We start from the raw sequence: 24,735 nt of genomic DNA on the forward strand, positions 1-24,735 counted from the left end.
ACTGGCGGCAGCATGCGGTGCGATGAACCGCAACGCTCCATGCGAGGATTTGCAACGCCCTGGCATATCCGCCCGCTGCCGGCACGGCGCGCTTGGGCGATAATGGGCCTCTTTGCCGTGCGCATCTCCCGCCGCACGAGCGCGATCAGTCCCCAAGGAGTCTCCCATGAGCAAAACCATCGCCGTGATCCCGGGCGACGGCATCGGTCCGGAAATCATGACCGCCACGCTGCGCGTGCTCGACGCGCTCGATTGCGGCCTGAGCTACGACGTCGTCGACGCCGGCATGGTGGCATTGGAGAAGCACGGAGACCTGCTGCCCAAGCCGACCCTGGACAAGATCGCCGAACACCGCGTCGCGTTGAAGGGCCCGCTCACCACCCCGATCGGCGGTGGCTTCACCTCGATCAACGTGACCTTGCGCCGGCATTTCGACCTCTACGCCAACGTCCGCCCCGCCACGAGCTTCCCGGGCACCCGCGCGCGCTACGAGAACATCGACATCATCACGGTGCGCGAGAACACCGAGGGCGCCTACCTCGCCGAGGGCCAGACGCTCTCCGAGGACGGCGAGGTCGCGACCTCGATGATCCGCGTGACGCGCAAGGGCTGCGCGCGGATCGTGCGCTATGCCTTCGAGATGGCGGTGAAGAAAGGCCGCAAGAAGGTCACCGCGGTGCACAAGGCCAACATCATCAAGACCGCCTCGGGCCTGTTCCTCAACGTGGCGCGCGAGATCGCCAAGGAATACCCGCAGATCGAATTCAACGAGATGATCGTGGACAACACCTGCATGCAGCTGGTGATGCGCCCCGAGCAGTTCGACGTGATCGTGACCACCAACCTGTTCGGCGACATCCTCTCGGACCTGTGCGCCGGCCTGGTCGGCGGCCTGGGCCTGGCGCCGGGCGACAACATCGGCGAGCACGCAGCCATTTTCGAAGCGGTCCATGGTTCCGCCCCGGACATCGCCGGCAAGGGCATCGCCAACCCCTGCGCGCTGCTGCTGGCCGCGGCCGACATGCTCGACCACCTGGGCATGGTCGACAAGGGCACCCGCCTGCGCAACGCGATCCGCGAGACAATGGCCAACGACCATGAGCACGTTACGCCGGACCTTGGCGGCAAGGGCAACACGCAGAGCTTCGGCGAGGCAATCGCCAGGCGCGTGAAGGCCTGAGTTTCGGGCGGGAACGTCATCAAGGCCGCGGCATTCGTCCGCGGCCTTTTTTTCAGCTTGAGCCTCCGGGCGTGCTCAGCCGTGCTGGCCGGGCTTGTAGCTCCCGCCGATCGTACGCGCGGCGATGTTGATGCGGTTCCAGCTGTTGATCGTCACCACGAGCAGCGTGAGGTCGACCAGCGCGTCTTCGTCGAAGAGCTGGCGGGCCTGCTCGTAGAGGGCGTCGGAGACCGCGTCGTGCGAGTTCAGTTCGGTCAGTTCCTCGGCCCAGGCCAGGGCGATGCGCTCGCGTTCGCTGAACAGGGTGGTTTCGCGCCAGGCCGGCAGGACGTATAGGCGTTGCTCGGTTTCGCCGGCCGCACGGGCGTCCTTGCTGTGCATGTCCAGGCAGTAGGCGCAGCCGTTGATCTGCGACACACGCATGAGCACCAGGTCGATCAGGCGCGGCTCCAGGCGGCCGGCGTCATGGACCTGCTTGCCGAGCTGGACCAGCGGCATCATGGATTTGTAGTGACGTTGGATGGCGAAACGGGACATGGCGGGACTCCTTGGCTTGGAAGGCGGCCCGGGATGGGCCGTTCAATGCAAGGACGCCAGAGGCCTGCTTTTCGTGACCGCCGCCAGGCGCGCCAGCTTGTCGGGATGACGAAGGGCGAGGGTGGCGGTGATTTGGTCGCCCTCGCATTCGACCCATGTGGCGCTGACCAGCGTGTCCCCGGCCCAGGCCAGCAGCACGGGTTCGCCATTGAGCGTGGTCGTGGTGAAGTGCACGTCCGGACGTGAGTAGAAGCGGATGCCGATCTGCATGTAGAGGCGGGCAAGGCGGTCGGCCCCCTGCAGAGGACGCAGGACGGCTCGCACGACGCCGCCGCCATCGGCGATCGCAATGGCGTCTTCCGCGAACAGCGCGCGCAGCGATTCGAGGTCGGGCTGCTTTACCGCCTCGATGAAGCGCTGGAGCATGCGTCGCTGGGTCGGCGTATCCACGCTGAAGCGCGGCCGTCCCTCGCGCAGGCGCGTCTTGGCGCGGTGTACGCGTTGCCGGCAGGCGTCCTCGGCGATGCCGAGGATCGCCGCGGCCTCCCCATGGCTGTAATCGAAGACTTCGTGGAGCAGGAACGCGGCCCGCTCTTCCGGACTCAGCCGTTCGAGCAGCAGCAGGAAAGACAGGGTGAGGGTCTCGCCGCGCTCCAGCTCGGCTTCCGGGCGCTCCGCATCCGGCACCAGCGGCTCGGGCAGCCAGGGACCGGTGTAGTGCTCGCGCTCGGTCTTGGCGCGGCGCAGGCGGTCGAGCGCCAGGCGGGTGGTGACCGTGACCAGCCAGGCTTCCGGGTCGTCCAGGACGCTGGTGTCCTGCGCGTGCCAGCGCAGCCAGGCGTCGTGCAGCACGTCCTCGGCGTCGGTGGGCGTGCCGAGCATGCGGTAGGCCAACCCGAACAGGCGGGGGCGGTGCTGCTGGAACAAGGCGGTCTGGGTATCCATGGAATTCTCCGTTGGGATACGGCCAGGACGCGCGATGCGCGCGGAACGTGACCGGTCTCAGCGCACCAGCGGCCAGGGCGCCAGGAACACCAGCCAGATCAGCAGCACGATGCCGGCGTACTTGAGCCCGCGGAACAGTTTCGGATGCCGGCGCTTGAACGCCTTGCTGCGCTCGCGGCTACGCTGGTTGAGGGCGAACATGCGGTTGACGAAACCCACCTTCTCGTTGCCGTTGTCCGCGTTCGGCGAGGCAGTGATCTTGCCCATGAACGCGCCGACCCGCTGGTTGACCGCGCCCATCCAGCGCGTGCGCAGCGGTCGCTCGACATCGGCGAAAAGGATCACGCGGGTCTGGTCGGTCTTGTTTTCCACCCAGTGCACGTAGGTCTCGTCGAACACCACGTCCTTGCCGTCGCCCCAGGCGTGTTCCTCACCGTCGACGAAGATGCGGCAGTCGCGCGAGTTGGGGGTGATCAGGCCCAGGTGGTAGCGCAGGGAGCCGGCGAACGGATCGCGGTGGGGATTGAGCTTGCTGTGCGGCGCCAGCGTGGCGAACATCGCCGCCTTGATGCTGGGAATGGCGTTGAGCAGCTCGACCGTCTTGGGACACAACGCCTCGGCCGAGGCCAGCGGCTCGCCGTACCACTTGAGGTAGAAGCGCTTCCAGCCCTGCTTGAAGAAGCTGTTGAAGCTGGCGTCGTTGTGCTTTTCGGCGGCGCGGATGTGGCCTTCGTCGAAGAGGCGCAGCGCCTCCTCGCGAATGGTCTGCCAGTTGGCCTGCAACAGGTCCAGCTGCGGGAAGCCGCGGCGGTCGAGGATCGGCCGCGCCGGTACTGCCGAGAAGGCGTACATCAGCAGGTTGTACGGAGCGAAGATGGCCGAATGGTCCACCAGCTGGCGGTCGAAGCGCAGCCGCGCCCGCCCGCGCAGATGCACCAGCAGCACGCAGCCGGCGAACAGCAGGAGCAGCAGCAGGACGATCAGGCGGGGGGTGAAGATCATGGGGCTGGGTCGAGAGTGGGGCGGTTCATTCTACGCTGCCGCGAACAGGTGGGCAGAGCCCACGTCCGCCCCCGCTCCCCGTGGGAGAGGAAGCGAGCGCACGCAGTCCGTCAGTCCGTCACATCCGGCTCGAAGAAGCTCCAGCGGATGTCCGGGAACTGCGCTTTCATATCCCGTTCGACGACGTTGATCGCGTCGATCAGCGCACGATCGCTGGCGCACGGCTGCATCTTCGCCTTGACCGAGACCATCACGTCCGCTCCCATCTGCAGCGTGATCAGGTTCAGCACCTTGGCCACCTCCGGGCGGTTCTCCAGGAAGGCCAACAGTTCGCCGCGACGGCGCGGCTCCACGCCCTGGCCGATCAGCAACGCCTTGACCTCCACCGCCAGCGCCACGGCCACCACCACCAGCAGCACGCCGATCGCGACGGTGCCCATGGCGTCGAACAACAGGTTGCCGGTCAGCATGGTGGCGCCCACCGCCAGCGCGGCCAGGCACAGGCCGATCAGCGCCGCCAGGTCCTCGCCGAAGATCACCAGCAGCTCGCTGGAGCGGGTCTCGCGGAACCAGGTCCACAGGTTCTGCTCGCCGCGAGCCTTGTTGACCTCCTGCATGCAGCCGCGCATGGAAATGCCTTCGGCGATGACACCGAATACCAGCACGCCAAGTGCCAGCCAGGGCCACTTCAGCGGCTCGGGATGGCTGAGCTTGTGCACGCCCTCGTAGACCGAGAACACGCCGCCGACGCTGAACAGCAGGATCGCCACCAGGAACGACCAGAAATACAGCGCGCGCCCCCAGCCCAGCGGGTACTCGTCCGACGGCGGCCGCTTGGCCTGGCGCATGCCCAGCAGCAACAGGCCCTGGTTGCCGCAATCGGCCAGCGAATGCACCGCCTCGGCGAGCATCGCGCCCGAACCGGTCAGGAAGGCGGCGACGAGCTTGGCAATGAAGATGGCGAAGTTGGCGCCGAGCGCGAGGAAGATCGCCTTGAGCGAGTTGGCGTGGCCGGACATGAAACCGTTTCCGTGGCAGATGAGCCGGCTAGTCTAGGGCAGCGCATGAAATTGCGCCGCGCGTTGACTGCTTTTCGCAGGAGCCCACTGTTGGGACGCTGCACTTGGGGCCCGGCGGAAAAAGCATCGCCCACGGGCGGGCTCCTGCAAGACGTGCCCGCATTCAGCGGATGCCGACGCCGACACCCACGCCGAAGTGCACGTTGTTCTTGCCCTTGTTCATCTCGTCCGCGGTCCACACGTGCGACTGGTTCACCTGCACCAGCGGAAACACGTAGTCAGCCTGGCCGACCTTGCCGGCGCGGCTGCCGTTGAGCTGGCCGTTGACCGTGATCAGGCCGCCGGCCGGGTAATCGAGCGATTCCACGTAACCGGGCATCACCGCGATGAACCGGCCGCTGCCGCTGTCGTTGGCCTGCGGCCGCTGCGACTTGTCCAGCGGGTAGGCGAGGACTTCCACCTCGCTGTGATCGGCGAGATTGGTGACGCCGACGATGCGCCCGCCCCAGATCACCTGTTGGCTGGCGAACTGCTCGGGCGATTGGGCGACCTGGAACGGCGCGGCGCTCACCGCGTTTGGCGAGGGTTTGTAGATCGGCGCGGGAGCGCAGGCGGCGAGCACCAGCAGCGTGGCGGGCACGAGCGAGCGGAACATGATCGAAGCGAGGCGGATGCGCATGGCGGGCTCCTGACCTTGGCGAGGAAAGGCGCGGCGGGGATGCCGCCGCGGTCCGGAGCGAGCTTAGCGGCGACCGTGTGAACGCGGTAGCGGCGACGGTTGCGGCGCGGCGCCTTCTTCGAGCAGCCAGTCCAGGCGCCATTCGGCCGGGCGTTCCTGCGCCAGCAGCCGGGACAGCGCGCGCATCGGCTCGCGCAAAGTGTCGTCCAGCTTCCACGGCGCGTTGAGGATCGCCATGCCCGAACCATTCAGCCGCAGCGGCGAGTCGTCCGGATGCACCAGGAGTTCGGCGCGAAGCACGCGGCGGGCGCCGCAATGGCCGAGCCAGCGCAGGAACGGTTGCACCTGGCTGCGCTGCTTGATCGGATACCACACGGCATAGACGCCGGTGGGCCAGCGCACCAGGGCGCCTTTGAGCGCCTGCTCGATCAACCGGTACTCGGCCTCCTGCGCCTCGTAGGGCGGGTCGATCAGCACCAGCCCGCGCTTTTCCTTTGGCGGAAGCAGCGCCTTGAGCGCCTCGTAACCGTCGCGCTGGTGCACGTGCATGCGCTTGTCGTGATGGAACAGCTCGCGCAGGCGCGAGGCTTCCTCCGGCTGCAGCTCGCACAACTGGGCGCTGTCGCTCTCGCGCATGGCCATGGCCGCCTGCAGCGGCGACCCGGGATAAAGCTTCAGGCCGTGCTCGTTGCCGGGCATCGCCAGCAGGCCGTCCAGCCAGTGCCGCAGCAGCGGCGGCAGCGTGCCGCCCGAGCTGGCATGGGGGCCCACGTCGGGAAACAGCAGCCGCCCCACGCCTTCGCGCCACTCGCCGGTCTTCTCCGCCTCCTTGCCCTCGAGCGCGTAGGAGCCGCTGCCCGCGTGCGTGTCGATCACGGCAAATGGCGTGGGCTTGGCTTTGAGCGCATCGATCAGCGCGGACAGCACGACGTGCTTCAAGACATCGGCGAAGTTGCCGGCGTGGTAGGCGTGGCGGTAGTTCATCGGGGAAGTATAGAGGCCGGCGGCCCGGCTACCCGGTGGAAGCACGCACGCCCTAGTCGGTGGTGCTGTGCGACTCGCTCACGCCGAGCAGCTCCGGCTGGGCCGGTTCCTGGCGGCGGCTCAGCCACGGATGCACGAAAACCGCGGCCAGGATCACCGCCACCCCCAGGTAGAACGGCCAGGCCAGTTCGCGCTGCTCGCCCAGCAGCAGCACGGCCAGCACGATGGCGTAGACAGGCTCCAGGTTGGTCACCATCTGCGTGCCGAACGCGCTCAGGTGCCGCAGCGCCACCAATGCCAACGCGAAAGGCAACAGCGTGCAGCCGAAGGACAGCAACACCAGCAGGATGGCGTCATGCAGTCCAGGCAGGACGAAGGCGCTGCCTGTGTGCGGCAGCAGCGGCGCCAGCAGGCCCAGGAACAGCGTGCCCGTGCCCAGTTCCAGCCAGGTCACGGTGAGCGGATCGCCGTGCTCGACCAGCCGCTTGTTGCACGCGCTGAACAGCGCCACCAGCAGCGCCGAGGCGGCGCCGACGACCAGGCCCAACCGCATCGCGGTGGGGACGCCGCCGACCACCATCGCCACACCCGGCACCACCGCCACGCCGAGCAGCAGCTCGCGCGGGTCGAAACGGCGCCGTGCGATCCACGGTTCCACGAAAGCCAGGAACACCGGCCCCAGCGCGATGCAGGTGGCGCCGACCGATGCGTTGGAGAGCTTGATCGCCGCATAGAAAGTGAGCCAGTGCAGCGACACCAGCACCCCGATGCCCGCATAGGCCCAGCGCAGCCGCGCCGGCATCGCCCTGAGCCCGCGCCAGACGCGCGGCGTCATCATCAGCGCCACCGTCACCAGCAACATGCGCCACCAGACCAGCGCCGCTGCCGGCAGCGTGATCAGCTTGCCGAGGATCGCGGTGAAGCCCCACAACACCACGCAGAAGTGGATCTGCAGGCGGGCCTTGCTGATGGCTTGCATGGGGAGGTCGCAGTGGGGGAGGCGCGCAATTGTAGGTGGATGGCGCGCGGGGAGGCGGGTTGCGGATATCCCCGAACCCCCACGCCGGAGGGAAAGGATGTCGATACCCGGATGAGGATTCGGGCGGAGCGTGGTGCGTGCGCGCCCGAGGCTCGCTCACCCGACGCGTACTACTTCGCCTCGCGCGAAGGGATGCCGATGCTGCACAGGTCGATCTTCCCCGCCGGCACCGTGTAGAACGCATCGCGCCGGTTCCGCTTGGCCTCGATCAGTTTCGCGAACGTGGGGCTGTCGGTCCGCAGCACTTCGATCTTCGGTCGCTCGGCCCTGGACATGTCGGCCGCCAGGCGCATGGACTGGATCTTCACGCGCTGCGACTTGTCCGTATAGAACCCCATCGGCGCCGGCCCCCGGGGCATGGCCGAGAGCAGTTCCATGCCCTCGATCACGCGTCCGGCGACCGCGAGATTGCGATCCAGCCCGCGCGGGGCCTGGCCGATGATGGCGTAGAGCGCGCTGCCGTTGCCCGTCTCGGGACCGACGTCGCGGGCGACGCCGACCGTCCCGTAGCAATGCGCGATCCATTCGCGCCCCGCAACCGGATCACGCGCCACGGGGAAGCCTTCGGAGAAACCCACCTGCGGCGCGTAGACGTCGCCGTCGGGCAGCGGCGTCCACTCGAGCTTCGCATCCATCGCGCGGGTGAATTCCGGCGGCAGCGTCTTCTTCGCCGTGCCCAGCGGCTTGATGTGTGCCTTGTCCTCGTCGTCCGCCGCCGGGTCGTCCCACTGGGTGACGAAGTTGTCCTGCACGCGCACGATCGCCAGCCCGTCGAAGTAGTGCTCGTGCACCATCGTGCGGATGTTGGCCGCGTGCAGCGGGGTGAAGTCCGGCGCCAGCTCGATCAGCACGTGGCCGCCGGGCAGCTCCATGTCGATCAGGTTGGAGGGATCGGGCGTGCGCCACTCCTGCGGCCGGGACTGCGCCAGCAGTTCCTTCGCGGTGGGCGTGGGCTTGGCTTCGTCGGCCAGGGCGGGCAGGGCGAGGAGGCTGGCGAGCGTAAAGGCGAGAAGCGTACGGCGCATGCTTATGGTCCCCTGCAGGCATGGATGAGGTTCGAAGCTTATAGCGTCCGCGCCGGATGTGCGGGGCGTCGGGTGTACGCGATCCGGCGGATGCGTGGGACAATGCGCGACTGTTCCGGCGCCTGTTTCGCTTTCGTCAATCGCATGCATTACCGATGGCGAACGCCCAGTGGATTACCGGCTAACCAGCGCCCTGTTATTCCTGCGTCCAGGGGCTTTCTTTCGATGGGAGCGATCATGCGTCTACATATCCTGGCGGCGGCCGTCCTGGCCTGCGGACTGGCCCAGCCCGCGCTTGCGGGCGATTCGGACCAGTGGCCCACCAGCGTGGAACTGGGCAACGGCGTCAGCGCCGGCCTCAAGGGTCTCCTGCAGTACGACGTCAACCAGTTCACCGACGACCGCCTGCCCGACGGGACCGACCGGTTCGACGACGCGCACACCTGGCGCCGGCAGGAATTCAATCTCTACATCGAGAAAAAGGGCGTCTTTACGGCCAACGCCGGCTATGACTTCCAGGCCAACAGCTGGGTCGACAATTACATCGGCGTGGAAACGAGTGCCGGTCGCTTCCGCCTCGGCCAGTTCAAGACGCCGGTGGGTTGGGAGGACGGCAACATCGCTACCGGCAACGTGACCTTCATGGAGCGCAGCCTGCCCGAGCAGGCGGTCTACGAGGGACGTCGTGTCGGCCTCGACTGGGTGTATCAGGGCATCCCGCACTGGCTGCTGCAGGCGGGGTTCTTTACCCGCCACGATCTCAACGACGATGCCGCCGGCGAAACCTTCGCCGGACGCGTCGTCTACAACCCGGTGCAGGAACAGGGCGAGGTCGTGCACCTGGGCCTGTCCGCCTCGCGCGAACTGCGCGACGACCGCACCGGCCGCATCCGCGCGCGCCCGGAGGTAAACCTCACGCCGGTCCGCCTCGTCGATACCGGCACGCTCGAGGGCGTCGACCGACTCGACAGGCAGGGCCTGGAAGCGGCCTGGATCCACGGTCCGGTGCTGCTGCAGGGCGAGTACCTGGCGATGCAGGCGATCCGCCCCGGCCTGCGTGACTTCCAGGCCCGCGGCTACTACGTGTACGGGACCTGGGCGCTGACCGGCGAATCGCGCGGCTACAAGGCGGGCTCGATCGCCGGTCTCACGCCGGCCCATCCCTGGGGCGCGCTGGAACTGGCGCTGCGCTACGCCACGCTGGACCTCGACGACGGCGCGGTGACGGGCGGGCGCGAACACGACTGGACGCTGGGACTGAACTGGTACATCAACACCCACTTCAAGCTGCAGGCCAACGTCATCCGCGCGTTCAGCGACCGCGGCAACCTACCGCTGGACCCCACCATCTACGCGATGCGCGCCCAGCTCAACTTCTGAACGCTTGATCGGCAGGCGGACCGGCGGATTCACGACGCCGGCCCGCCAAAGCCAGCGGTCTTCGGCGACCGGTTTGTCCTCGCGGTCGAGCGGGAAGATCACCGCATGGCTGGGCGAGACGAACAGCTCCGCGCCCGCGTGCAGGCCCATCCGCGCCAGGTCTTCGCTGGCGACGTCGGCTTCCAGCGGCTGGTCCAGCGCGGCCACTTCCAGGTCCAGGTGCGCCACGCTGCCGGCAAGGTAGACGTGGCGCAGGCGCGCGCGCCACGCGCCGGCCATCGGCGTGGTCGACAGGGTCAGGTGTTCCGGTCGCACGTAGGCAATCGCCTGCGCATGCTCGCCGGCCCACGGCTCGTCGGCGAAGATCCAGCCTCCAGCGAGGAAGCGCTCGCCCTCGCGTCGCAAGGTCAACCGGTTGACCTTGCCGATGAACTCGCAGACGAATGGCGTGGCCGGTTGCTGGTAGATCTCCCGGGGCGTGCCGACCTGCTCGATGCGCCCGCGATTCATCACCGCGATGCGATCGGCCAGCTCGAGCGCTTCCTCCTGGTCGTGCGTGACGAACACCGTGGTCAGGCCAAGCTCCTCGTGCAGCCGGCGCAGCCAGCGGCGCAGGGTCACCCGGACCTGGGCATCCAGCGCGCCGAACGGTTCGTCGAGCAGCAGCAGGTCAGGTTCCACGGCCAGTGCGCGGGCGAGTGCCACGCGCTGGCGCTGGCCACCGGACAGTTGCGAGGGGAAGCGCTGGCCGAAACCGTCCAGCTGCACGCGCTTGAGCAACTGCTCGACGCGCGCGTCGATTTCGTGGCGCTTCGGGCGCGTGCGCCGCGACCGCACGCGCAGGCCGAAGGCCACGTTCTCGGCCACGGTCAGGTGGCGGAACAACGCGTAGTGCTGGAACACCAGCCCGACGTTGCGGTCGCGTGGCGCGGCGGCCAGATAGTCCTTGCCATTGAAAGTCACCTGTCCGCTTTCCGGATAGTCCAGCCCGGCAAGGATGCGCAGCAGCGTCGTCTTGCCCGATCCCGAAGGACCGAGCAGTGCCAGGAACTCGCCCGGCGCGATGGACAGGCTGACGTCATTGAGCGCCGGGTAATCGGAGAAGCGGCGGTTGAGGCGGGTCAGTTCGAGGGTCATGCGTCGTCTCCGGGAAAGGTCGTATGGCAGGCGTCGCGGGGTTTCCCGCAGGAGCGCCCGCGGGTGTGACCGGCGAGCCTGCGCTCGCGCCCAAGGGCGCTCGCATAACGGCGTGCGTAGGAGCGCACCTGTGTGAGACCGCCATCTGCAAACGTGCGAAGGGTCATGACATCACCGCCCACCGGGCGCATGCGAAGCGATCTCGTCGCCGTAGCGCCACTCCAGCACCGTCTTGATCGCCAGCGTCAGCAACGCCAGCAACGCCAGCAGCGAGGCCACGGCGAAGGCGCCAACGTAGTCGTACTCGTTGTAGCGCATCTCCACTTCGAGCGGGATCGTGGTGGTGAGGCCGCGAATGTGCCCGGACACCACCGACACCGCGCCGAATTCGCCCATCGCGCGTGCATTGCACAGCAGCACGCCATAGAGCAGTGCCCAGCGGATGTTCGGCAGCGTCACGCGGAAGAACATCTGCCAGCCGTTGGCCCCCAGCACCCGGGCAGCTTCCTCCTCCTCGTTGCCCTGCGCCTGCATCAGCGGGATCAGCTCGCGCGCCACGAATGGCAAGGTGATGAACATCGTGGCCAGCACCAGTCCGGGCACGGCGAAGATGATGCTCACGCCATGCGCCTCCAGCCATGGTCCGAACCAGCCTTGCGCACCGAACAACAGTACGTAGACCAGGCCGGAGATCACCGGGGAGACCGAGAAGGGCAGGTCGATGAAAGCGCCGAGCAGCGCCTTGCCGGGAAACTCGAAGCGCGCCATCACCCATGCCGCGGCGATGCCGAACACCAGGTTCACCGGTACCGCGATCGCGGCCACCAGCACGGTCAGCCAGATCGCCGAACGTGCTTCGTCCTGGCGGATGGCATCGAAGTAGGCGCCAGCCCCCTGGCGGAACGCCTCGACAAACACTGCCGTCAGGGGCAGCAGCAGGAACACGATCAGGAACGCCACCGCGGCGAGCGTGAGCAGGGCCCGCCCGAGCAGCCGCGGCCACCCGAAGGAACGCGAATGCCGCCGGCTCATGGCGTGACCTCCGCCCAGCGATGGCTCCAGCGCTGCAGCAGCGTGATCACCAGCAGCAGCACGAAGGAAAATGCCAGCATCGCCACGCCCAGCGCCGCCGCCCCGGCGTAGTCGAACTGTTCGAGACTCTGCACGATCAACAGGGGCGCGATCTCCGACTTCATCGGAATGTTGCCGGCGATGAAGATCACCGAGCCGTACTCGCCCACCGCACGGGCCAGCGCCAGCGCGAAGCCTGTCAGCAACGTGGGCACCAGCATCGGCAGGATCACCTTGACGAAGATCTGCCAGCGCCGCGCGCCCAGCGTCTCGGCCGCCTCCTCGACGTCGTGCTCGAGCGTCTCCAGCACCGGCTGCAGCGTGCGCACCACGAACGGGAACCCGACGAACACCATCGCCACCAGCACGCCCCACGGCGTGTAGGCGACCTTGATGCCGATCGCCGCCAGCCACTGTCCGATCCAGCCGTTGGGCGCGTACAGCGCGGTCAGTGCGATGCCCGCCACCGCCGTGGGGAGAGCGAAGGGCAGGTCGACCACCGCGTCGAAAAGGCGCCGGCCCGGGAAGCGGTAGCGCACCAGCACCCATGCGACCAGCAGGCCGACCACCACGTTGATCGCCGCCGCCAGCGTGGCGCCGCCGAAGCTGAGCTTGAGCGCGGACAGCGTGCGCGGCACCCGCAGCAGCTCGATCAGGCCGCCCAGTCCCAGTCCGGAGGCCTTCCAGGCCAGCGCCGCCAGCGGCAGCAGCACGATCAGGCCGAGATAGGTGAGCGAATAGCCAAGGCTCAGGTTGAAGCCGGGAAGGATGCGCCGTTTCATGTCAGCTCCCCGGACCGATCTGGTCGAAGATCGCGCCGTCGGCGAAGAACTTCGCGTGCGCCTGGCGCCAGTCGCCAAACGTGTCCTTCAGCGTGAACAGCTGCACCTTCGGGAACTGCCGCGCGAATTGCGCCATCACCTGCGGCGAGCGCGGGCGGTAATAGTGCTTCGCGGCGATGGCCTGGCCCTGCGGCGAATACAGGAATTTGAGGTAGGCCTCGGCCACCGCGCGCGTGCCGTGCTTGTCCACGTTGCGGTCGACCACGGCTACTGTGGGCTCGGCCAGGATGCTTACGGACGGCACCACGATCTCCACGTCGGCTCCGCCCATCTCCTGCTTGGCCAGCATGGCCTCGTTCTCCCACGCCAGCAGCACGTCGCCGATGCCGCGCTGGACGAAGGTGTTGGTGGCGCCGCGCGCGCCGGTGTCCAGCACCGGCACGTGCTTGAACAACTCGTGCACGAAGGCCTTGGCCTTGGCCTCGTTGCCGCCGGGGTGCTTCAAGGCATAGCCCCAGGCGGCCAGGAAATTCCAGCGCGCGCCCCCGGAGGTCTTGGGATTGGGCGTAATGACCTGCACGCCCGGACGGATGAGGTCGGACCAGTCGCGGATCTTCTTCGGGTTGCCCTTGCGCACCAGGAACACGATGGTCGAGGTGTAGGGCGCGCTGTTGTCCGGCAAGCGCTGCTGCCAGTTCGCGGGAATCAGGCCGCGGTCGGCCAGCACGTCGACGTCGTGGGCCAATGCCAGCGTCACCACGTCCGCCGGCAATCCGTCGACCACGGCCCGCGCCTGCTTGCCCGACCCGCCGTGGGACATGCGGATGGTCACGTTGTCGCCGTGCTGCGCTTTCCACTGCGCGGCAAAGGCGGCGTTGGCATCACGGTAGAGCTCGCGTGTGGGGTCGTAGGATGCGTTGAGCATCGTCACAGTCTTCGCCGCGACGGTGCCCGCGGCCAATGCGCCGAGCACGGCGCAGATCGCAATCAGCTTCTTCATGGAGTCTCCCTGGCGAACGACAGCTATGGATGCACGCGGTGTCCTCGCCGCGTGCGCAGACACCCATTCCTGCGGCGGGCCGCAGGCTGGCGTGACGGGTTGTTTTCCCTCGGGAGCGGTTACGCCGGATCAGGCCGGCGCAAAGCCGCGATGGCGGGAGCTGTCCCAGTCATCGAACGCTTCCCGCTGGAAGCGCCGGCGAGCGCCTGGACGACGGGCCCGTGCAGCGGCGGGGGAGTCGGACCGGCGCTGGGGAGCGGTGTGGATGTCGAGTGCGTCGTGCATGGTTTCCACCTCGGGGATCGGCGTACTCGAGGCGAACTGCAACACAGCTCCCGTTAAGCATCCGCTAGGCATTCGTGGCATTTCGCGTAGAAAATTCCGTCCACTTTTCAATAACAAACGCGGGATTTTCCGGCCGAGCGCGAAGGGAAGGGAGGCACGAAAGGAGCCTCCGGAGCTTGGTCTCAATCGCCCCCGCCGGCGTCCAGCCTTGCCACGACAAGCACGGCAGCGAACGCACCGGCCATCTGCGCCAGCACGAACCCGCAGACATCGATGGGGCGGATGCCTGCGAAGGTTCGCGTCAGAGATCGCGCGAGGGTGACGGCCGGGTTCGCGAACGAGGTGCTCGCGGTGAACCAGTACGCGGCGAAGATGTAGCTGGCGACCAGCGCCGGCACGGCGGCAGGCCGATGCCGCAGTCCGAGCAGGATGGCAAGCAGCAGGCCGAACGCCGCCACGCCCTCGCTCAGCCATTGCGCCGCGCCGCTGCGCACGTGCGTGCCCGGCTGCAGCAATGGCAGGTCGAACATGGCGTGCGCCAGCAGCACGCCGGCGATCGCCGCGACCAGTTGCACCAGCACGTAAGCCAGCGCTTCGCGGGTGGGCAATTCGCGGCGCAGCCACATGGCAAGCGTCACCACGGGATTGAAGTGCGCGCCGGAGATCGGCCCGAACAGCACGATCAGCACGTAAAGCGCCGCCGCTGTTGCACCCGCGTTGGCGAGCAACGCCACGCCGGTGTTCCCCGGCGAAAGCATCACGCCCATGATTCCCGAGCCGACCACGGTGGCGAGCAGCAGGGCGGTGCCGATGAACTCGGCCAATAACTTGCGTCCCAGCATGGTCAGAGCGAGGCCAGAAGCGTTTGCACGCGCGAGGAAATCTCCTCGCGCACCGCGCGATAGCCCGCGTCGTCCAGGTCCTTCGGGTCGGGCAGGTTCCAGTCTTCGCGCCGCCGCGCCGGCACCCAGGGGCAGCGGTCGCCGCAGCCCATGGTGACCACCGCATCGAAGCCGCCCTCGATGGCGTCCAGCGACTTGGAAGCGTGGGTGGTGAGGTCGTAGCCCAGTTCCGCCATGAACTGCACCGCACGCGGATTGAGGCGCCCGGAAGGCGCGGACCCGGCGCTGCAGGCCTCCACGGCGTCGCCGCCGTGCAGGCGTGCGAAGGCCTCGGCCATCTGGCTGCGGTTGGCGTTTTCCACGCAGACGAACAGGACGCGTTTTTTCATGGATTTCGCTCAGCAGCAGCCCGAGTCCGGGGCGCAGCAGGATGCGCCCTTGGCAACCTTCGGTTTCATCGCCCGAGGGTCGGGGCTGCAGCTGGCGCCATCGGTCGCGCAGGGCGCCTCGCCGGCGTAGTAGGTGGTCGCCTCGCCCAGCGTGTGGAAGGTTTCCCAGCGCGTGCCTTGCGGGTCTTCGGTCCACAGCTTGTCCGAGCGGGCGTAGCAGCAGACGGTCGCCTCCTCCGGCACGAGCGCGCCGCCGGCCGCGTCCAGTCGCTCGCCGAGCGCCGCCAGTGCCTCGCCGCTGTCGGCCTGGATGCCCAGGTGATCGATGCCCGTTTCGCGGCCGGTGCTGGAGATGGCGAAGTTGACGCGCGGGTCCTCGACCATCCATTTGGCGTAGTCGTCCTTGCGCACCGTCGGCTCGGCGCCGAACAGCGCGGTGTAGAAGCGGATGCTGGTCGCCAGGTCGGCGACGTTCAAATGCACGTGGAAGCGGTTCATGGCGTCAGGTTCCCTTGCGGCGTGGCTTGCAGGCCTGCGTCGGACCGCATGCAGCGGATCCGGCGCAGCAGTTTTCGGTGAGATAGGCGAGCAGCGCATCCATCTGCGTGTAGTCGGCGCGCACCCGGATCACCCGGCCCTCGCGCTGGTCGCGCACCAGTCCGGCCGCGCGCAACACGTTGAGGTGCGCGCTGAGCGTCGCCGGTGGCAGCTCCAGGTGCTCGCGCAGTTCGCCCACGGACAGCCCTTCGGGCCCGGCCTGGACGAGCCGGCGGAAGGCGGCCAGTCGCGATTCGTGGCCGAGGGCGCTGAGGGAGGCGAGGGCGGCTTTGATTTCCATATTTCCAAAAATATGGAAATTTAAGCCGGCCGTCAAGCGGCAGGCGATGCCCCAACGTACGCTTCGATAGCGCGGCGGTCTCGACAACCCGGGCGACCGCCGTTTTCCCCGGCGGAACAGGAAGACGCTGCGCGCAGCCTTGCGCGTGACCCGCGCTCACGTGCCGCCGATACCAAGGCGAGTAGATCGTTACGGTTCCGCCAGCCATGCCACGCTCCCCGGAACCGATTCGTGACCATGCCTGGCGCCGATCGATGACACGCCGCCGGCAACTCCACTGGAAGGCGGCGCCTCCGGTTGGCAAGCGCTAAGGCGGCTTTGCTACCGTCCCCTGTCTGCCATACATCCACTGCACAGGAACGATCCATGAAGACCAAAGCCTACGGCGCCCATGCCAGCGACAAGCCGCTCGAAGCGATCGACATCGAGCGCCGCCAGCCCGGGCCGCACGACGTGCAGATCGACATCGCCTACTGCGGCGTGTGCCATTCGGACCTGCATACGGTGCGCTCGGAGTGGGCCGGCACCTTGTACCCCTGCGTGCCGGGACACGAGATCGTCGGCCACGTCAGCGCCGTCGGGAGCGAAGTGACCGGCTTCAAGGTCGGCGACACCGTCGGCGTCGGCTGCCTGGTCGACAGCTGCCAGCACTGCGCTTCCTGCGGCGAGGGGCTGGAGCAGTTCTGCGAGAACGGTTTCACCGGCACCTACAACGGCAAGACGCCGGACGCGCCCGGCCATACGTTGGGCGGCTACTCGCAGCGGATCGTGGTCAGTGACCGCTTCGTGCTGAAGATCCACCATCCGGAAGACCAGCTCGCCGCCGTCGCGCCACTGCTGTGCGCGGGCATCACCACCTATTCGCCGCTGCGCCACTGGGGTGCCGGTCCCGGCAAGAAGGTGGGCGTCGTCGGCATCGGTGGGCTGGGCCACATGGGCATCAAGCTGGCCCACGCGATGGGCGCGCACACGGTCGCCTTCACCACGTCCGAATCCAAGCGGCAGGACGCGCTGGACCTGGGCGCCGACGAGGTGGTGATCTCGAAGAATCCGGACGACATGGCCAAGCATGCGGGAAGCTTCGACTTCATCCTCAACACCGTGGCGGCCAGCCACGACCTGGACGCCTACACGCGGCTGCTCAAGCGCGACGGCACGCTGTGCCTGGTGGGCGTGCCCGAGCACGCGCATCCGAGCCCGAGCGTGGGAACGCTTATCTTCGGGCGTCGCTCGATCGCCGGCTCGCTGATCGGCGGCATCGCCGAGACGCAGGAGATGCTCGACTTCTGTGCCGAACACGGCATCGTGGCCGACATCGAGATGATCCCCGCGCGGCAGATCAACGAGGCCTACGACCGCATGCAGCGTAGCGACGTGAAGTACCGCTTCGTGATCGACAACGCTTCGCTGGGCGCGTAGGCGCGGACGCGGCCGTCGCCCGCGTGCGGACGGCCCCGGAGTTCGTCATGCGCTCGTGGACGCGCAGCCGCAGCCCGGCTGCGCGCGTATCGGCGATATCAATGCCACGGTTGCTTCCACATCGGCGCTCGATACGCCGGTTCGTGCATGCACCTGCCGGTGGTCGCGTGGCGTGATCCGGGAACGGATAGCCGCATCCATGCACGGCGACACGGTGCGCCTTTTCCATTGCCGTTACACTGTCCGGCAGCAAACCGAGCTCGACGCGGGCCGATCCACTCCCGGATGCCGTTCCTGCCGTTGGGCTCATCAAGAACAATGATGCCGTTGCACAACTGTCTTGTAAGGATGTCCCCGATGCGCCGCCCGGAATTCGATCCGCACGGAAGCGCGCGCGAAAGCACGGGAAAGCGTGCGCTCGCGCGTGGCGCCATTGCGATGACCCTGCTGGCCTTGTCGACGCGCGCGGCCTGCGCCGTGGCGCTGCCGACCGACCTGAGCGACCTCACGCTGGAGGATTTGGGCAGGGTAGTCATCTCCTCGGTGGCCAAGGCCCCCGAGCCGCTGGCCAAGGCGCCCGCGGCGGTCTACGTGATCAGCCACGACGACATCATGCGATCGGGCGCCAGGAGCGTGCCCGACATCCTGCGGCTGGCGCCCAACCTGGAAGTGTTCCAGACCAGCCCGAGCAACTACGTCGTCACCGCTCGCGGCTTCAGCGGCAACAACACCGCGCAGAATTTCCCGAACAAGCTGCTGGTGCTTATCGACGGGCGCAGCGTGTACTCGCCGATCTTCTCGGGCATGTACTGGGATGACCAGTTCGTGCTCCCGGAGAACATCGAACGCATCGAAGTCATCAGCGGCCCGGGTGGCGCCTTGTGGGGCGCCAACGCGGTCAACGGTGTGATCAACATCATCACGCGCAATACCAGCGAGGCCGACGGCGGCCTGCTCGCCGTGCGCGTGGGCAACCTGGAGAGCAGCGCGGCCGTCCAGTACGGCGGCGCCCTGGGCAAGGATGCGCACTACCGCGTCTATGCCCGCGACGTGCGCCGCCGCGAACTGGACAACGCCTCGGGCCGGCCGGCACGCAACGGCTGGAACAATCCCCAGGTCGGCTTCCGCGTGGACTGGCAAGGCAGCCCCGACGATGCCTTGATGCTGCAGGGTGACCTGCACGACGGCCGCACCGACCAGCCCGGCGGGTCGGACGCGCGCAGCACCGAGGCCGACGTGCTGGCGCGCTGGCAACACACCATCAGCGGCACCTCGAGCTTCCAGCTGCAGACCTATTACGACCACGTGCATCGCCGCAGCAGCAACGACGGTGGCAGCGGCTTTGCGCTGGATACGCTGGACGTGGAGATCCAGCACGGTCTTGCCGTGGGCAAGCGCCACCAGTTGCTGTGGGGCCTGGGCGACCGGATCTACCGCTACGACATCACGCCGCGCATCGCCGTGGCCAGTTCGCTGCTGTGGGATCCGGCGCGCAACACGCAGAACCTGGCCAACGCTTTCGTTCAGGACCAGGTGACGCTCACTCCCGACACCCAGCTTACGTTGGGCCTCAAGGCCGAGGACGACCCGTATTCGGGCGTGTCGGTGCTGCCCAACCTCAGGCTTTCGTGGACGCCCGGCCAGAACACGCTGCTGTGGGCCGGAGCCTCGCGCGCGGTGCGCACGCCGACGCCGTTCGACGTGGATGTCAGGGAAAAGCTGGGCCCGGTCCTGTTCCTGACCGGCAACCCGGTGTTCAAGCGCGAGAAGCTCACCGCGTATGAAGCGGGCTGGCGCGGGCAGGTCGCTACCCGCGCGACCCTTTCGGTGTCGCTGTACTACAACGTCTACGACGACCTCAGGACGATCGAACTCTCGCCCACGGGATTGCCGCTGATCTGGGGCAACGGCATGAAAGGCCACACCTACGGCGTGGAGGCCTGGGGCAGCTACGCGATCAGCGACTGGTGGCAGCTGGGAGCCGGCTTCGATGCGCAGCGCCAGCATCTGGGCTTCAAGCCGGGCGCCAGCGGCTTGCTTGGCGTGGCGCAGGCGGGCGACGATCCCGAGTACCAGGGTTTCCTCCGCTCCATGATGAACCTCTCCGACAGCTGGACGCTTTACGCCGACCTGCGCGGCGTCGATGCCTTGCCCGATCCGAAGGTGCCCGGTTACATGGAACTGGACCTGCGGATTGGCTGGCTCGTGAACGACAAGCTCGAGCTTTCGCTCTCCGGCTCGAACCTGTTGCATGCGTGGCACCAGGAGTATCCCGCTGGCGATCGCATCGGTCGCGGCGTGTCGCTCGACGCACGCCTTAACTTCTGACGTTGCCGGGCGCCCAGGAGATGCCGATTCGCACCCGCCATAGCCCGTCCGGTTCCCCGCGCGCCCGCACGGCGGGACTGCTCGCCCGTCTCGGTGGCGTGCGAATGCGCGCGCCTGCCTGCCTGCTTGCGGTCCTGCTGGCGTGCGCGACCTGCGAGGCCTCGCCGCAGCCCGGCGCGGGCGCGCAGCCGGACGTCTCGCTCGAGTACGCGGTCAAGGCGACCTATCTCTACAAGCTGGCGCCGTTCGTCAACTGGCCGCCCACCACGTTCGAGGCGGCGGACCAACCCTTCCGCATCTGCGTGGCCGGCGAAGACCCGTTCGACGACTATCTTCAGCACGCCGTCGCCGGGCGCAGCCTGGGTACGCACCCGTTCGAGGTCCGCCGGCTCGAAACGCTCACGTCTGACACGCAATGCCAGATCGTGTTCATCAGCCACCTCTCGACGCAAAGCATCCAGCAGGCGCTCGATGCCGTCAGCGGCAAACCGGTGCTTACCGTGGTCGACTCGACCGAGCCGCACCAGGGCGGCGGCATCGTCCACTTCGTCATCGACCGCGGCCGGGTGCGGTTCGTCATCGACACCGGTGCGGCCGCGCGCAACCACATCACCATCAGCTCCAAGCTGCTCAACCTCGCCCTGGCAGTGAGGGAGGCGTCGTGAAAAGGCGGGTCATCGGCCAGCCTTTCGCGTTCAGGCCGGTGATGTCGCTGGTCGCCGCGGGCTTGCTGCTGTTCGCCGGCGCGCTCGCGGCGGGTTACCAGTACCACTCCGCGCACACGGAGCATCGCCGCCAGCTCACCGTACAGGCCAAGATCCTGGCCGCCAGCGTCACCGCGGCGATCGCGTTCAACGATCGCGCCACCGCGCAGGAATACGTCAATGCGCTGATGCTCGATCCACGTCTGGACGCCGCAGCGGTCTACAACGAGGCGCATCGCCAGGTCGCCGGTTTCCAGCGTCCCGGTAGCGAGCCGATTGCGGACAGCCTGGCCAACGGCGGGCGGCTGCCGCACGACCACATGGTGGTGGCCGTGCCCGCGCAGCAGGGCACCACCACCGTGGGCAGCGTGTACCTGCGTGCCGCCGAAACACCGCTGATCATGCAGCTGGCACGCTACAGCGGCGTGGCGCTGCTGACCCTCATGGCCGTGCTGATGCTGTCCGCGCTGGCGGTCGCCCACCGCGTGCTCATGCGCGCCAATGCGGCGCTGCAGCGACGCGCGCGCGAGCTGGCCAAGGCCAACGAACGACTCAGTGCCGAGATGGAACATCGCGCGCGCACCGAGGAAGCGTTGCGGCAGAGCCAGAAAATGGAGGCCATCGGCCAGCTCTCCGGCGGCATCGCGCACGACTTCAACAACCTGCTGATGATCATCCGCGGCAGCCTGGCCCGGCTCAACAAGCATCTGCAGCAGAACGACCCCACAACCGAGCGCGAGCTGCAGCTCGAGCGCGCCGGTGTCGCCGCCGGCGCGGAATCACCGGCCATCCCGGCGCGGGACCTCAAGCTGTTCGAGGAGCGCCAGACGCGCCATCGCCAGATCCAGCGCTATCTCGACATGGCGCAGGACGGTATCGACCGCGCCGCCAGCCTGACCCAGCGCTTGCTCACCTTCGCGCGTCGCCAGCCGCTGTCGCCCAAGTCGCTGCGGCTGGATGCGCTGATCCGCAGCATCCAGCCGTTGCTGGACCATTCGGTCGGCGCCAGCTGGATGATCGATTACCGGCTCGATTCGCAGTGGGCCGTGCTGTGCGATTCCAACCAGATGGAGAACGCCATCCTCAACCTGGTGATCAACGCGCGCGACGCGATGCCCGACGGCGGGCAGATCTCCATCTGCACCGACGACATGCGCGTGGATGCCGAACATCCGATGGCCGGGCTCGATGCAGGTGAATACGTGCACCTGCGTGTGGTCGACAGCGGCGTGGGCATGAGCGAAGACGTGCGCAACAAGGCGTTCGACCCGTTCTTCACCACCAAGCCGGTGGGCAAGGGCACCGGACTTGGCCTGAGCACCATCCTGGGCTACGTCGAGCAATCCGACGGCGTCGCCAGCATCGAGAGCCGCCCCGGTCGCGGCACCACGATCCACATCATCCTTCCCCGCGCGCCCCGCGAAACCCTCCCCGAGGAAGCGTAATGCCTTCTGCCGACACCACTACCCACATCCTGCTGGTCGAAGACGAAGCATTCCTGCGCGAACTGGTCATGGAAGGCCTGCAGGACGCCGGCTTCAACGTGCTCGAGGCCAGCGACGGCACCACCGGTGTGCAGGCCCTGAAGTCGGACCAGCGCATCGACGTGCTGCTGAGCGACATCAAGCTCCCGGACATCGACGGCTACCAGGTCGCCGAAGCGGCGCGCACCCTTCGACCGGGCCTGAAAGTCATCCTGATGACCGGCTACGCCCCTTCGCCGCTGCCGCCCACGCTGCAGTCGGTGGTCTATCGCGTGCTGCAGAAGCCGTTCTCGCTGGAAACCCTGCCGGGGATGGTGAACGCCGCCCTGGAGGCCTGAGCGCGGCGCGGCGGAAGTCCGCGGAGTCAGTCCATCATGGCCCGGGCCGGCGCGTAAGACCGGGCAAGCAGCACGGCCACGTCGCGCAGACCGGTGTGTAGGACCGGCGTGTTCGAAACCCACCGCCACTTCACCGCTGGCCTACATGTCCTTGACTCCCGATCCACCATGTTGGCGGGTGCAAGTCCAGCGACACCTGCCGGCAGGAAGGGCAGGGGGAGCTGCGGCGGACCTGGAGGAGGCCGGAACACCATGCGCACCTTCTGGACAACATCAGCCACGCCTGCCGAAGGCGTGATGGTCCGATGATCCAATCGCAGGCTCAGTCGAGCGCAACGAGCCATTCGTCCACTCCCGCCAGCGACGGCCCGGCGGCGGGCGTTCCGGGCCTGGACATCCTCCAGCAGGTCATCGATGCCAGCCCGGCGATGATCCAGGTCGCCGACCGCGATTACCGTTTCCTGGCGATCAACCGGACCAGCGCCGACGAGTTCGAGCGCATTTTCGGGGTGCGGCCCCGGCGCGGCGACTCCATGCTCGACCTGCTCGGTGACCGGCCGCGCGAGCAGGGCGAAGTCAGGGCCGTGTGGAGCCGCGCGCTTGCCGGCGAGTCGTTCCGCCAGACCGGCGAGTACGGCGACGCCCGGCGCGGCCGGCGCAGCTACGAGATGAGCTTCTTCCCGCTGCGCGACGCGCGCGGGCAGCAGGTCGGCGCCTTCCAGTTCGTCCACGAGACCACCGGCGCGATGCAGGTACGCGATCCGGTCGACGGGGGCGGACTGCATCGGGCCGGCGGCGCGACCGCGGCGGCGCTGCAGGACCGGCCCTACCGCGACCTGTTCGCGCGCATCCGCGAGGGCTTCTTCATTGCCGAGGTGGTGCGCGACGGGGCGGGCCAGGTCATCGATTTCGTTTTCCTGGAAGTCAACGAGGCGTTCACCGCACAGACCGGCCGTGCGGCACAGGCGGTCGTGGGCCGTCCGGTCAGCGAGGTGGTGCCGGGGTTCCCGTTCAGCGTCATCCAGCTCTACGGCAAGGTAGTCGACGAGGGCGTTCCGGCGGCGTTCGAAGTCGAGGTGCCCGCGCTGCAACTGCGCACGTTCGAGGCCCGTGCCCATCCGCTCGGAGGACAGTGCTTCGCCGTGCTGTTCCTGGACATCACCGAGCGCAAGCGCATGGAACAGGCGTTGGAGAACAGCCGCACCTCGCTCGCGACCATCGTCGACTCGGTCGACCAGATCATCTGGACCGCCCGGCCCGATGGCTACCACGAGTTCTTCAATCGCCGCTGGTACGAATTCACCGGCGCCACGCCGGGAACCACCGAAGGCGACGGATGGGCCTACCTGTTCCATCCAGACGACCGCGAGCGAACCTTCGAACGCTGGCGGCACAGCCTGGCCACCGGCGAGCCCTACGAGATCGAATACCGCCTGCGCCACCACACGGGGGTCTACCGCTGGGTACTCGGCCGCGCGCATCCGGTACGCAATGACAGTGGGCAGATCCTGCACTGGATGGGCACCTGCACCGACATCCACGAGCAGAAGGCTTCCGCCGAGCAGCTGGAGCTGGCCGGCAAGGAGCTGGGCCACCGTATCAAGAACATATTCGCGGTGGTTTCCGGCCTGGTCGCGCTGACGGTCCGGCGATTCCCCGGAAGCCGCGCCTTCGCCGACGAACTGCTCGCCCGCCTTCTCGCCCTGGACGAGGCCCACGACTATGCCCGCCCGCAGGGAGCCGACGCCGGGCCGGTGGAGAAGGAGGCCACGGTGCTGGGCCTCACTCGGCGCCTGCTCAGGCCCTATGCCCTGGAGGGATACGACCGCATCGAGGTGACCGGGGATGACCTGGCACTCGATGCGCGCGCGCTCACGCCGCTGTCCCTGGCAATCCACGAATTGGCTACCAACGCGGCCAAATACGGGGCGTTTGCCGTGCCCGACGGCAAGGTGCGTATCTGGGGCGAGCGCTCCGTTGACCGCTTCGCGCTGAACTGGCGCGAGCAGGGCGGGCCTCCCGTGCAGGAACCGGAGCGGACCGGCTTCGGCAGCCGGCTGGTTGACCTGACGCTGCGCGAGCAGTTGGCCGGAGAGCTGACCCGCATCTGGCATCCCGAGGGACTCGAGATACGCGTGTCCGTGCCGATCGACCGGCTCGCGGGCGATCAAGCGTAGACCGCACTATCCAGGGCAACAGCATCGAACCAAAGGGGGGCGCGAAGCTCGCGGGGCGATGTCCTGCCATGCCGTCTCCGGCCCGATGAACGCCTGTCCCGCGAACGCGGCATGACTTCAGGCCCATGCACTAGTGCGAACTTCGCACTAA

The 24,735-nt window shown here is 67.7% G+C and carries 23 protein-coding genes and 1 pseudogene; 8 read left to right on the top strand and 16 right to left on the bottom strand.

Annotated elements, in window-relative coordinates; genetic code table 11:
- Positions 1 to 166: 166 nt before the first annotated feature.
- A complete protein-coding gene (locus ACFWZ1_RS06530; RefSeq protein ID WP_231324808.1) occupies positions 167 to 1,180 on the top strand; it encodes an isocitrate dehydrogenase in 1,014 nt (337 codons plus the stop codon).
- A 75-nt stretch (positions 1,181 to 1,255) separates the two neighbouring features.
- Here the strand turns inward: ACFWZ1_RS06530 and ACFWZ1_RS06535 are convergent, their stop codons facing one another.
- The 8 genes from ACFWZ1_RS06535 to ACFWZ1_RS06570 form a co-directional block, all read right to left on the bottom strand.
- Complete coding sequence (locus ACFWZ1_RS06535; protein WP_439665828.1) at positions 1,256 to 1,717, bottom strand: carboxymuconolactone decarboxylase family protein; 462 nt, start codon at positions 1,715 to 1,717, stop codon at positions 1,256 to 1,258.
- Between the two features lie 42 nt (positions 1,718 to 1,759).
- Complete coding sequence (gene sigJ, locus ACFWZ1_RS06540) at positions 1,760 to 2,662, bottom strand: RNA polymerase sigma factor SigJ (protein ID WP_439665829.1); 903 nt, start codon at positions 2,660 to 2,662, stop codon at positions 1,760 to 1,762.
- Positions 2,663 to 2,719: 57 nt separating this feature from the next.
- Complete coding sequence (locus tag ACFWZ1_RS06545; RefSeq protein WP_231324813.1) at positions 2,720 to 3,664, bottom strand: aspartyl/asparaginyl beta-hydroxylase domain-containing protein; 945 nt, start codon at positions 3,662 to 3,664, stop codon at positions 2,720 to 2,722.
- A 110-nt stretch (positions 3,665 to 3,774) separates the two neighbouring features.
- Positions 3,775 to 4,683, bottom strand: a complete 909-nt coding sequence (locus ACFWZ1_RS06550) for a cation diffusion facilitator family transporter (RefSeq protein WP_231324815.1) — start codon at positions 4,681 to 4,683, stop codon at positions 3,775 to 3,777.
- A gap of 163 nt (positions 4,684 to 4,846) precedes the next feature.
- Positions 4,847 to 5,362: a Slp family lipoprotein gene (locus ACFWZ1_RS06555; protein ID WP_231324817.1), complete on the bottom strand. Its 516-nt coding sequence runs from the start codon at positions 5,360 to 5,362 to the stop codon at positions 4,847 to 4,849.
- 63 nt (positions 5,363 to 5,425) lie between these two features.
- The gene (locus ACFWZ1_RS06560; RefSeq protein WP_439665830.1) at positions 5,426 to 6,346 is read right to left on the bottom strand and encodes a 23S rRNA (adenine(2030)-N(6))-methyltransferase RlmJ; all 921 of its coding nucleotides are present in this window, start codon (positions 6,344 to 6,346) and stop codon (positions 5,426 to 5,428) included.
- A gap of 52 nt (positions 6,347 to 6,398) precedes the next feature.
- The gene (locus tag ACFWZ1_RS06565; protein WP_439665831.1) at positions 6,399 to 7,325 is read right to left on the bottom strand and encodes an EamA family transporter; all 927 of its coding nucleotides are present in this window, start codon (positions 7,323 to 7,325) and stop codon (positions 6,399 to 6,401) included.
- A 170-nt stretch (positions 7,326 to 7,495) separates the two neighbouring features.
- On the bottom strand, positions 7,496 to 8,410 hold the full coding sequence (locus ACFWZ1_RS06570; protein WP_439665832.1) for a peptidylprolyl isomerase: 915 nt from the start codon (positions 8,408 to 8,410) through the stop codon (positions 7,496 to 7,498).
- 237 nt (positions 8,411 to 8,647) lie between these two features.
- Between ACFWZ1_RS06570 and ACFWZ1_RS06575 the strand changes: the two genes are divergently transcribed.
- Positions 8,648 to 9,790, top strand: a complete 1,143-nt coding sequence (locus ACFWZ1_RS06575; RefSeq protein WP_439665833.1) for an OprO/OprP family phosphate-selective porin — start codon at positions 8,648 to 8,650, stop codon at positions 9,788 to 9,790.
- Between the two features lie 90 nt (positions 9,791 to 9,880).
- On the opposite strand, the pseudogene ACFWZ1_RS06580 reads toward ACFWZ1_RS06575, so the two are convergent.
- The 8 genes and pseudogenes from ACFWZ1_RS06580 to ACFWZ1_RS06615 all read right to left on the bottom strand — a co-directional run.
- Positions 9,881 to 10,927: pseudogene (locus ACFWZ1_RS06580) on the bottom strand (sulfate/molybdate ABC transporter ATP-binding protein); the annotation flags it as partial.
- 171 nt (positions 10,928 to 11,098) lie between these two features.
- Positions 11,099 to 11,959 carry a sulfate ABC transporter permease subunit CysW gene (cysW, locus tag ACFWZ1_RS06585; RefSeq protein ID WP_439665834.1) on the bottom strand — a complete coding sequence of 287 codons (861 nt, stop codon included), beginning with the start codon at positions 11,957 to 11,959 and terminating at the stop codon, positions 11,099 to 11,101.
- A complete protein-coding gene (gene cysT, locus ACFWZ1_RS06590; RefSeq protein ID WP_231324827.1) occupies positions 11,956 to 12,780 on the bottom strand; it encodes a sulfate ABC transporter permease subunit CysT in 825 nt (274 codons plus the stop codon). The genes cysW and cysT overlap by 4 nt, the downstream gene beginning before the upstream one ends.
- A gap of 1 nt (position 12,781) precedes the next feature.
- Positions 12,782 to 13,780, bottom strand: coding sequence for a sulfate ABC transporter substrate-binding protein (locus tag ACFWZ1_RS06595; RefSeq protein ID WP_439665835.1), 999 nt, complete (start codon positions 13,778 to 13,780; stop codon positions 12,782 to 12,784).
- A 467-nt stretch (positions 13,781 to 14,247) separates the two neighbouring features.
- Positions 14,248 to 14,907 (bottom strand): aquaporin, encoded by a 660-nt coding sequence (locus ACFWZ1_RS06600; protein WP_439665836.1) that lies wholly within the window; start codon positions 14,905 to 14,907, stop codon positions 14,248 to 14,250.
- A 2-nt stretch (positions 14,908 to 14,909) separates the two neighbouring features.
- Complete coding sequence (locus ACFWZ1_RS06605) at positions 14,910 to 15,296, bottom strand: arsenate reductase ArsC (protein ID WP_231324833.1); 387 nt, start codon at positions 15,294 to 15,296, stop codon at positions 14,910 to 14,912.
- Positions 15,297 to 15,305: 9 nt separating this feature from the next.
- Positions 15,306 to 15,794 carry an ArsI/CadI family heavy metal resistance metalloenzyme gene (locus ACFWZ1_RS06610; protein ID WP_439665837.1) on the bottom strand — a complete coding sequence of 163 codons (489 nt, stop codon included), beginning with the start codon at positions 15,792 to 15,794 and terminating at the stop codon, positions 15,306 to 15,308.
- A gap of 4 nt (positions 15,795 to 15,798) precedes the next feature.
- Entirely contained in the window at positions 15,799 to 16,134 is a 336-nt protein-coding gene (locus tag ACFWZ1_RS06615) for an ArsR/SmtB family transcription factor (protein ID WP_439665838.1), read from the bottom strand.
- A gap of 366 nt (positions 16,135 to 16,500) precedes the next feature.
- Between ACFWZ1_RS06615 and ACFWZ1_RS06620 the strand changes: the two genes are divergently transcribed.
- The 6 genes from ACFWZ1_RS06620 to ACFWZ1_RS06645 all read left to right on the top strand — a co-directional run bounded on the left by ACFWZ1_RS06620 (position 16,501) and on the right by ACFWZ1_RS06645 (position 24,584).
- Positions 16,501 to 17,553 (top strand): NAD(P)-dependent alcohol dehydrogenase, encoded by a 1,053-nt coding sequence (locus ACFWZ1_RS06620; RefSeq protein WP_231324839.1) that lies wholly within the window; start codon positions 16,501 to 16,503, stop codon positions 17,551 to 17,553.
- Between the two features lie 357 nt (positions 17,554 to 17,910).
- On the top strand, positions 17,911 to 19,881 hold the full coding sequence (locus ACFWZ1_RS06625) for a TonB-dependent receptor plug domain-containing protein (protein WP_439665839.1): 1,971 nt from the start codon (positions 17,911 to 17,913) through the stop codon (positions 19,879 to 19,881).
- 104 nt (positions 19,882 to 19,985) lie between these two features.
- Positions 19,986 to 20,546, top strand: a complete 561-nt coding sequence (locus tag ACFWZ1_RS06630) for a YfiR family protein (protein WP_439665840.1) — start codon at positions 19,986 to 19,988, stop codon at positions 20,544 to 20,546.
- Positions 20,543 to 22,030, top strand: coding sequence for a sensor histidine kinase (locus tag ACFWZ1_RS06635; RefSeq protein ID WP_439665841.1), 1,488 nt, complete (start codon positions 20,543 to 20,545; stop codon positions 22,028 to 22,030). Before ACFWZ1_RS06630 ends, ACFWZ1_RS06635 begins: the two co-directional genes overlap by 4 nt.
- Positions 22,030 to 22,407, top strand: coding sequence for a response regulator (locus tag ACFWZ1_RS06640; RefSeq protein WP_231324847.1), 378 nt, complete (start codon positions 22,030 to 22,032; stop codon positions 22,405 to 22,407). Before ACFWZ1_RS06635 ends, ACFWZ1_RS06640 begins: the two co-directional genes overlap by 1 nt.
- Positions 22,408 to 22,712: 305 nt before the next feature.
- Positions 22,713 to 24,584 carry a PAS domain-containing protein gene (locus ACFWZ1_RS06645; RefSeq protein WP_439665842.1) on the top strand — a complete coding sequence of 624 codons (1,872 nt, stop codon included), beginning with the start codon at positions 22,713 to 22,715 and terminating at the stop codon, positions 24,582 to 24,584.
- The last annotated feature ends 151 nt before the right edge of the window (positions 24,585 to 24,735 follow it).

Source organism: Frateuria sp. GZRe14, assembly GCF_051900395.1.
Lineage (GTDB): Bacteria > Pseudomonadota > Gammaproteobacteria > Xanthomonadales > Rhodanobacteraceae > Frateuria_A > Frateuria_A edaphi.

Bases quoted from the DNA above. Each gene is read 5' to 3' on its own strand.
- ACFWZ1_RS06610 (WP_439665837.1), bottom strand. From the start codon at position 15,794: ATGAACCGCTTCCACGTGCATTTGAACGTCGCCGACCTGGCGACCAGC.
- ACFWZ1_RS06570 (WP_439665832.1), bottom strand. From the start codon at position 8,410: ATGCGCCGTACGCTTCTCGCCTTTACGCTCGCCAGCCTCCTCGCCCTG.
- ACFWZ1_RS06645 (WP_439665842.1), top strand. From the start codon at position 22,713: ATGATCCAATCGCAGGCTCAGTCGAGCGCAACGAGCCATTCGTCCACT.
- ACFWZ1_RS06535 (WP_439665828.1), bottom strand. From the start codon at position 1,717: ATGTCCCGTTTCGCCATCCAACGTCACTACAAATCCATGATGCCGCTG.
- ACFWZ1_RS06560 (WP_439665830.1), bottom strand. From the start codon at position 6,346: ATGAACTACCGCCACGCCTACCACGCCGGCAACTTCGCCGATGTCTTG.
- ACFWZ1_RS06615 (WP_439665838.1), bottom strand. From the start codon at position 16,134: ATGGAAATCAAAGCCGCCCTCGCCTCCCTCAGCGCCCTCGGCCACGAA.
- ACFWZ1_RS06575 (WP_439665833.1), top strand. From the start codon at position 8,648: ATGCGTCTACATATCCTGGCGGCGGCCGTCCTGGCCTGCGGACTGGCC.
- ACFWZ1_RS06595 (WP_439665835.1), bottom strand. From the start codon at position 13,780: ATGAAGAAGCTGATTGCGATCTGCGCCGTGCTCGGCGCATTGGCCGCG.
- cysW (WP_439665834.1), bottom strand. From the start codon at position 11,959: ATGAGCCGGCGGCATTCGCGTTCCTTCGGGTGGCCGCGGCTGCTCGGG.
- ACFWZ1_RS06640 (WP_231324847.1), top strand. From the start codon at position 22,030: ATGCCTTCTGCCGACACCACTACCCACATCCTGCTGGTCGAAGACGAA.
- ACFWZ1_RS06565 (WP_439665831.1), bottom strand. From the start codon at position 7,325: ATGCAAGCCATCAGCAAGGCCCGCCTGCAGATCCACTTCTGCGTGGTG.
- ACFWZ1_RS06600 (WP_439665836.1), bottom strand. From the start codon at position 14,907: ATGCTGGGACGCAAGTTATTGGCCGAGTTCATCGGCACCGCCCTGCTG.
- sigJ (WP_439665829.1), bottom strand. From the start codon at position 2,662: ATGGATACCCAGACCGCCTTGTTCCAGCAGCACCGCCCCCGCCTGTTC.
- ACFWZ1_RS06605 (WP_231324833.1), bottom strand. From the start codon at position 15,296: ATGAAAAAACGCGTCCTGTTCGTCTGCGTGGAAAACGCCAACCGCAGC.
- ACFWZ1_RS06630 (WP_439665840.1), top strand. From the start codon at position 19,986: ATGCGCGCGCCTGCCTGCCTGCTTGCGGTCCTGCTGGCGTGCGCGACC.
- ACFWZ1_RS06530 (WP_231324808.1), top strand. From the start codon at position 167: ATGAGCAAAACCATCGCCGTGATCCCGGGCGACGGCATCGGTCCGGAA.
- ACFWZ1_RS06550 (WP_231324815.1), bottom strand. From the start codon at position 4,683: ATGTCCGGCCACGCCAACTCGCTCAAGGCGATCTTCCTCGCGCTCGGC.
- ACFWZ1_RS06555 (WP_231324817.1), bottom strand. From the start codon at position 5,362: ATGCGCATCCGCCTCGCTTCGATCATGTTCCGCTCGCTCGTGCCCGCC.
- ACFWZ1_RS06620 (WP_231324839.1), top strand. From the start codon at position 16,501: ATGAAGACCAAAGCCTACGGCGCCCATGCCAGCGACAAGCCGCTCGAA.
- cysT (WP_231324827.1), bottom strand. From the start codon at position 12,780: ATGAAACGGCGCATCCTTCCCGGCTTCAACCTGAGCCTTGGCTATTCG.
- ACFWZ1_RS06625 (WP_439665839.1), top strand. From the start codon at position 17,911: ATGCGCCGCCCGGAATTCGATCCGCACGGAAGCGCGCGCGAAAGCACG.
- ACFWZ1_RS06545 (WP_231324813.1), bottom strand. From the start codon at position 3,664: ATGATCTTCACCCCCCGCCTGATCGTCCTGCTGCTGCTCCTGCTGTTC.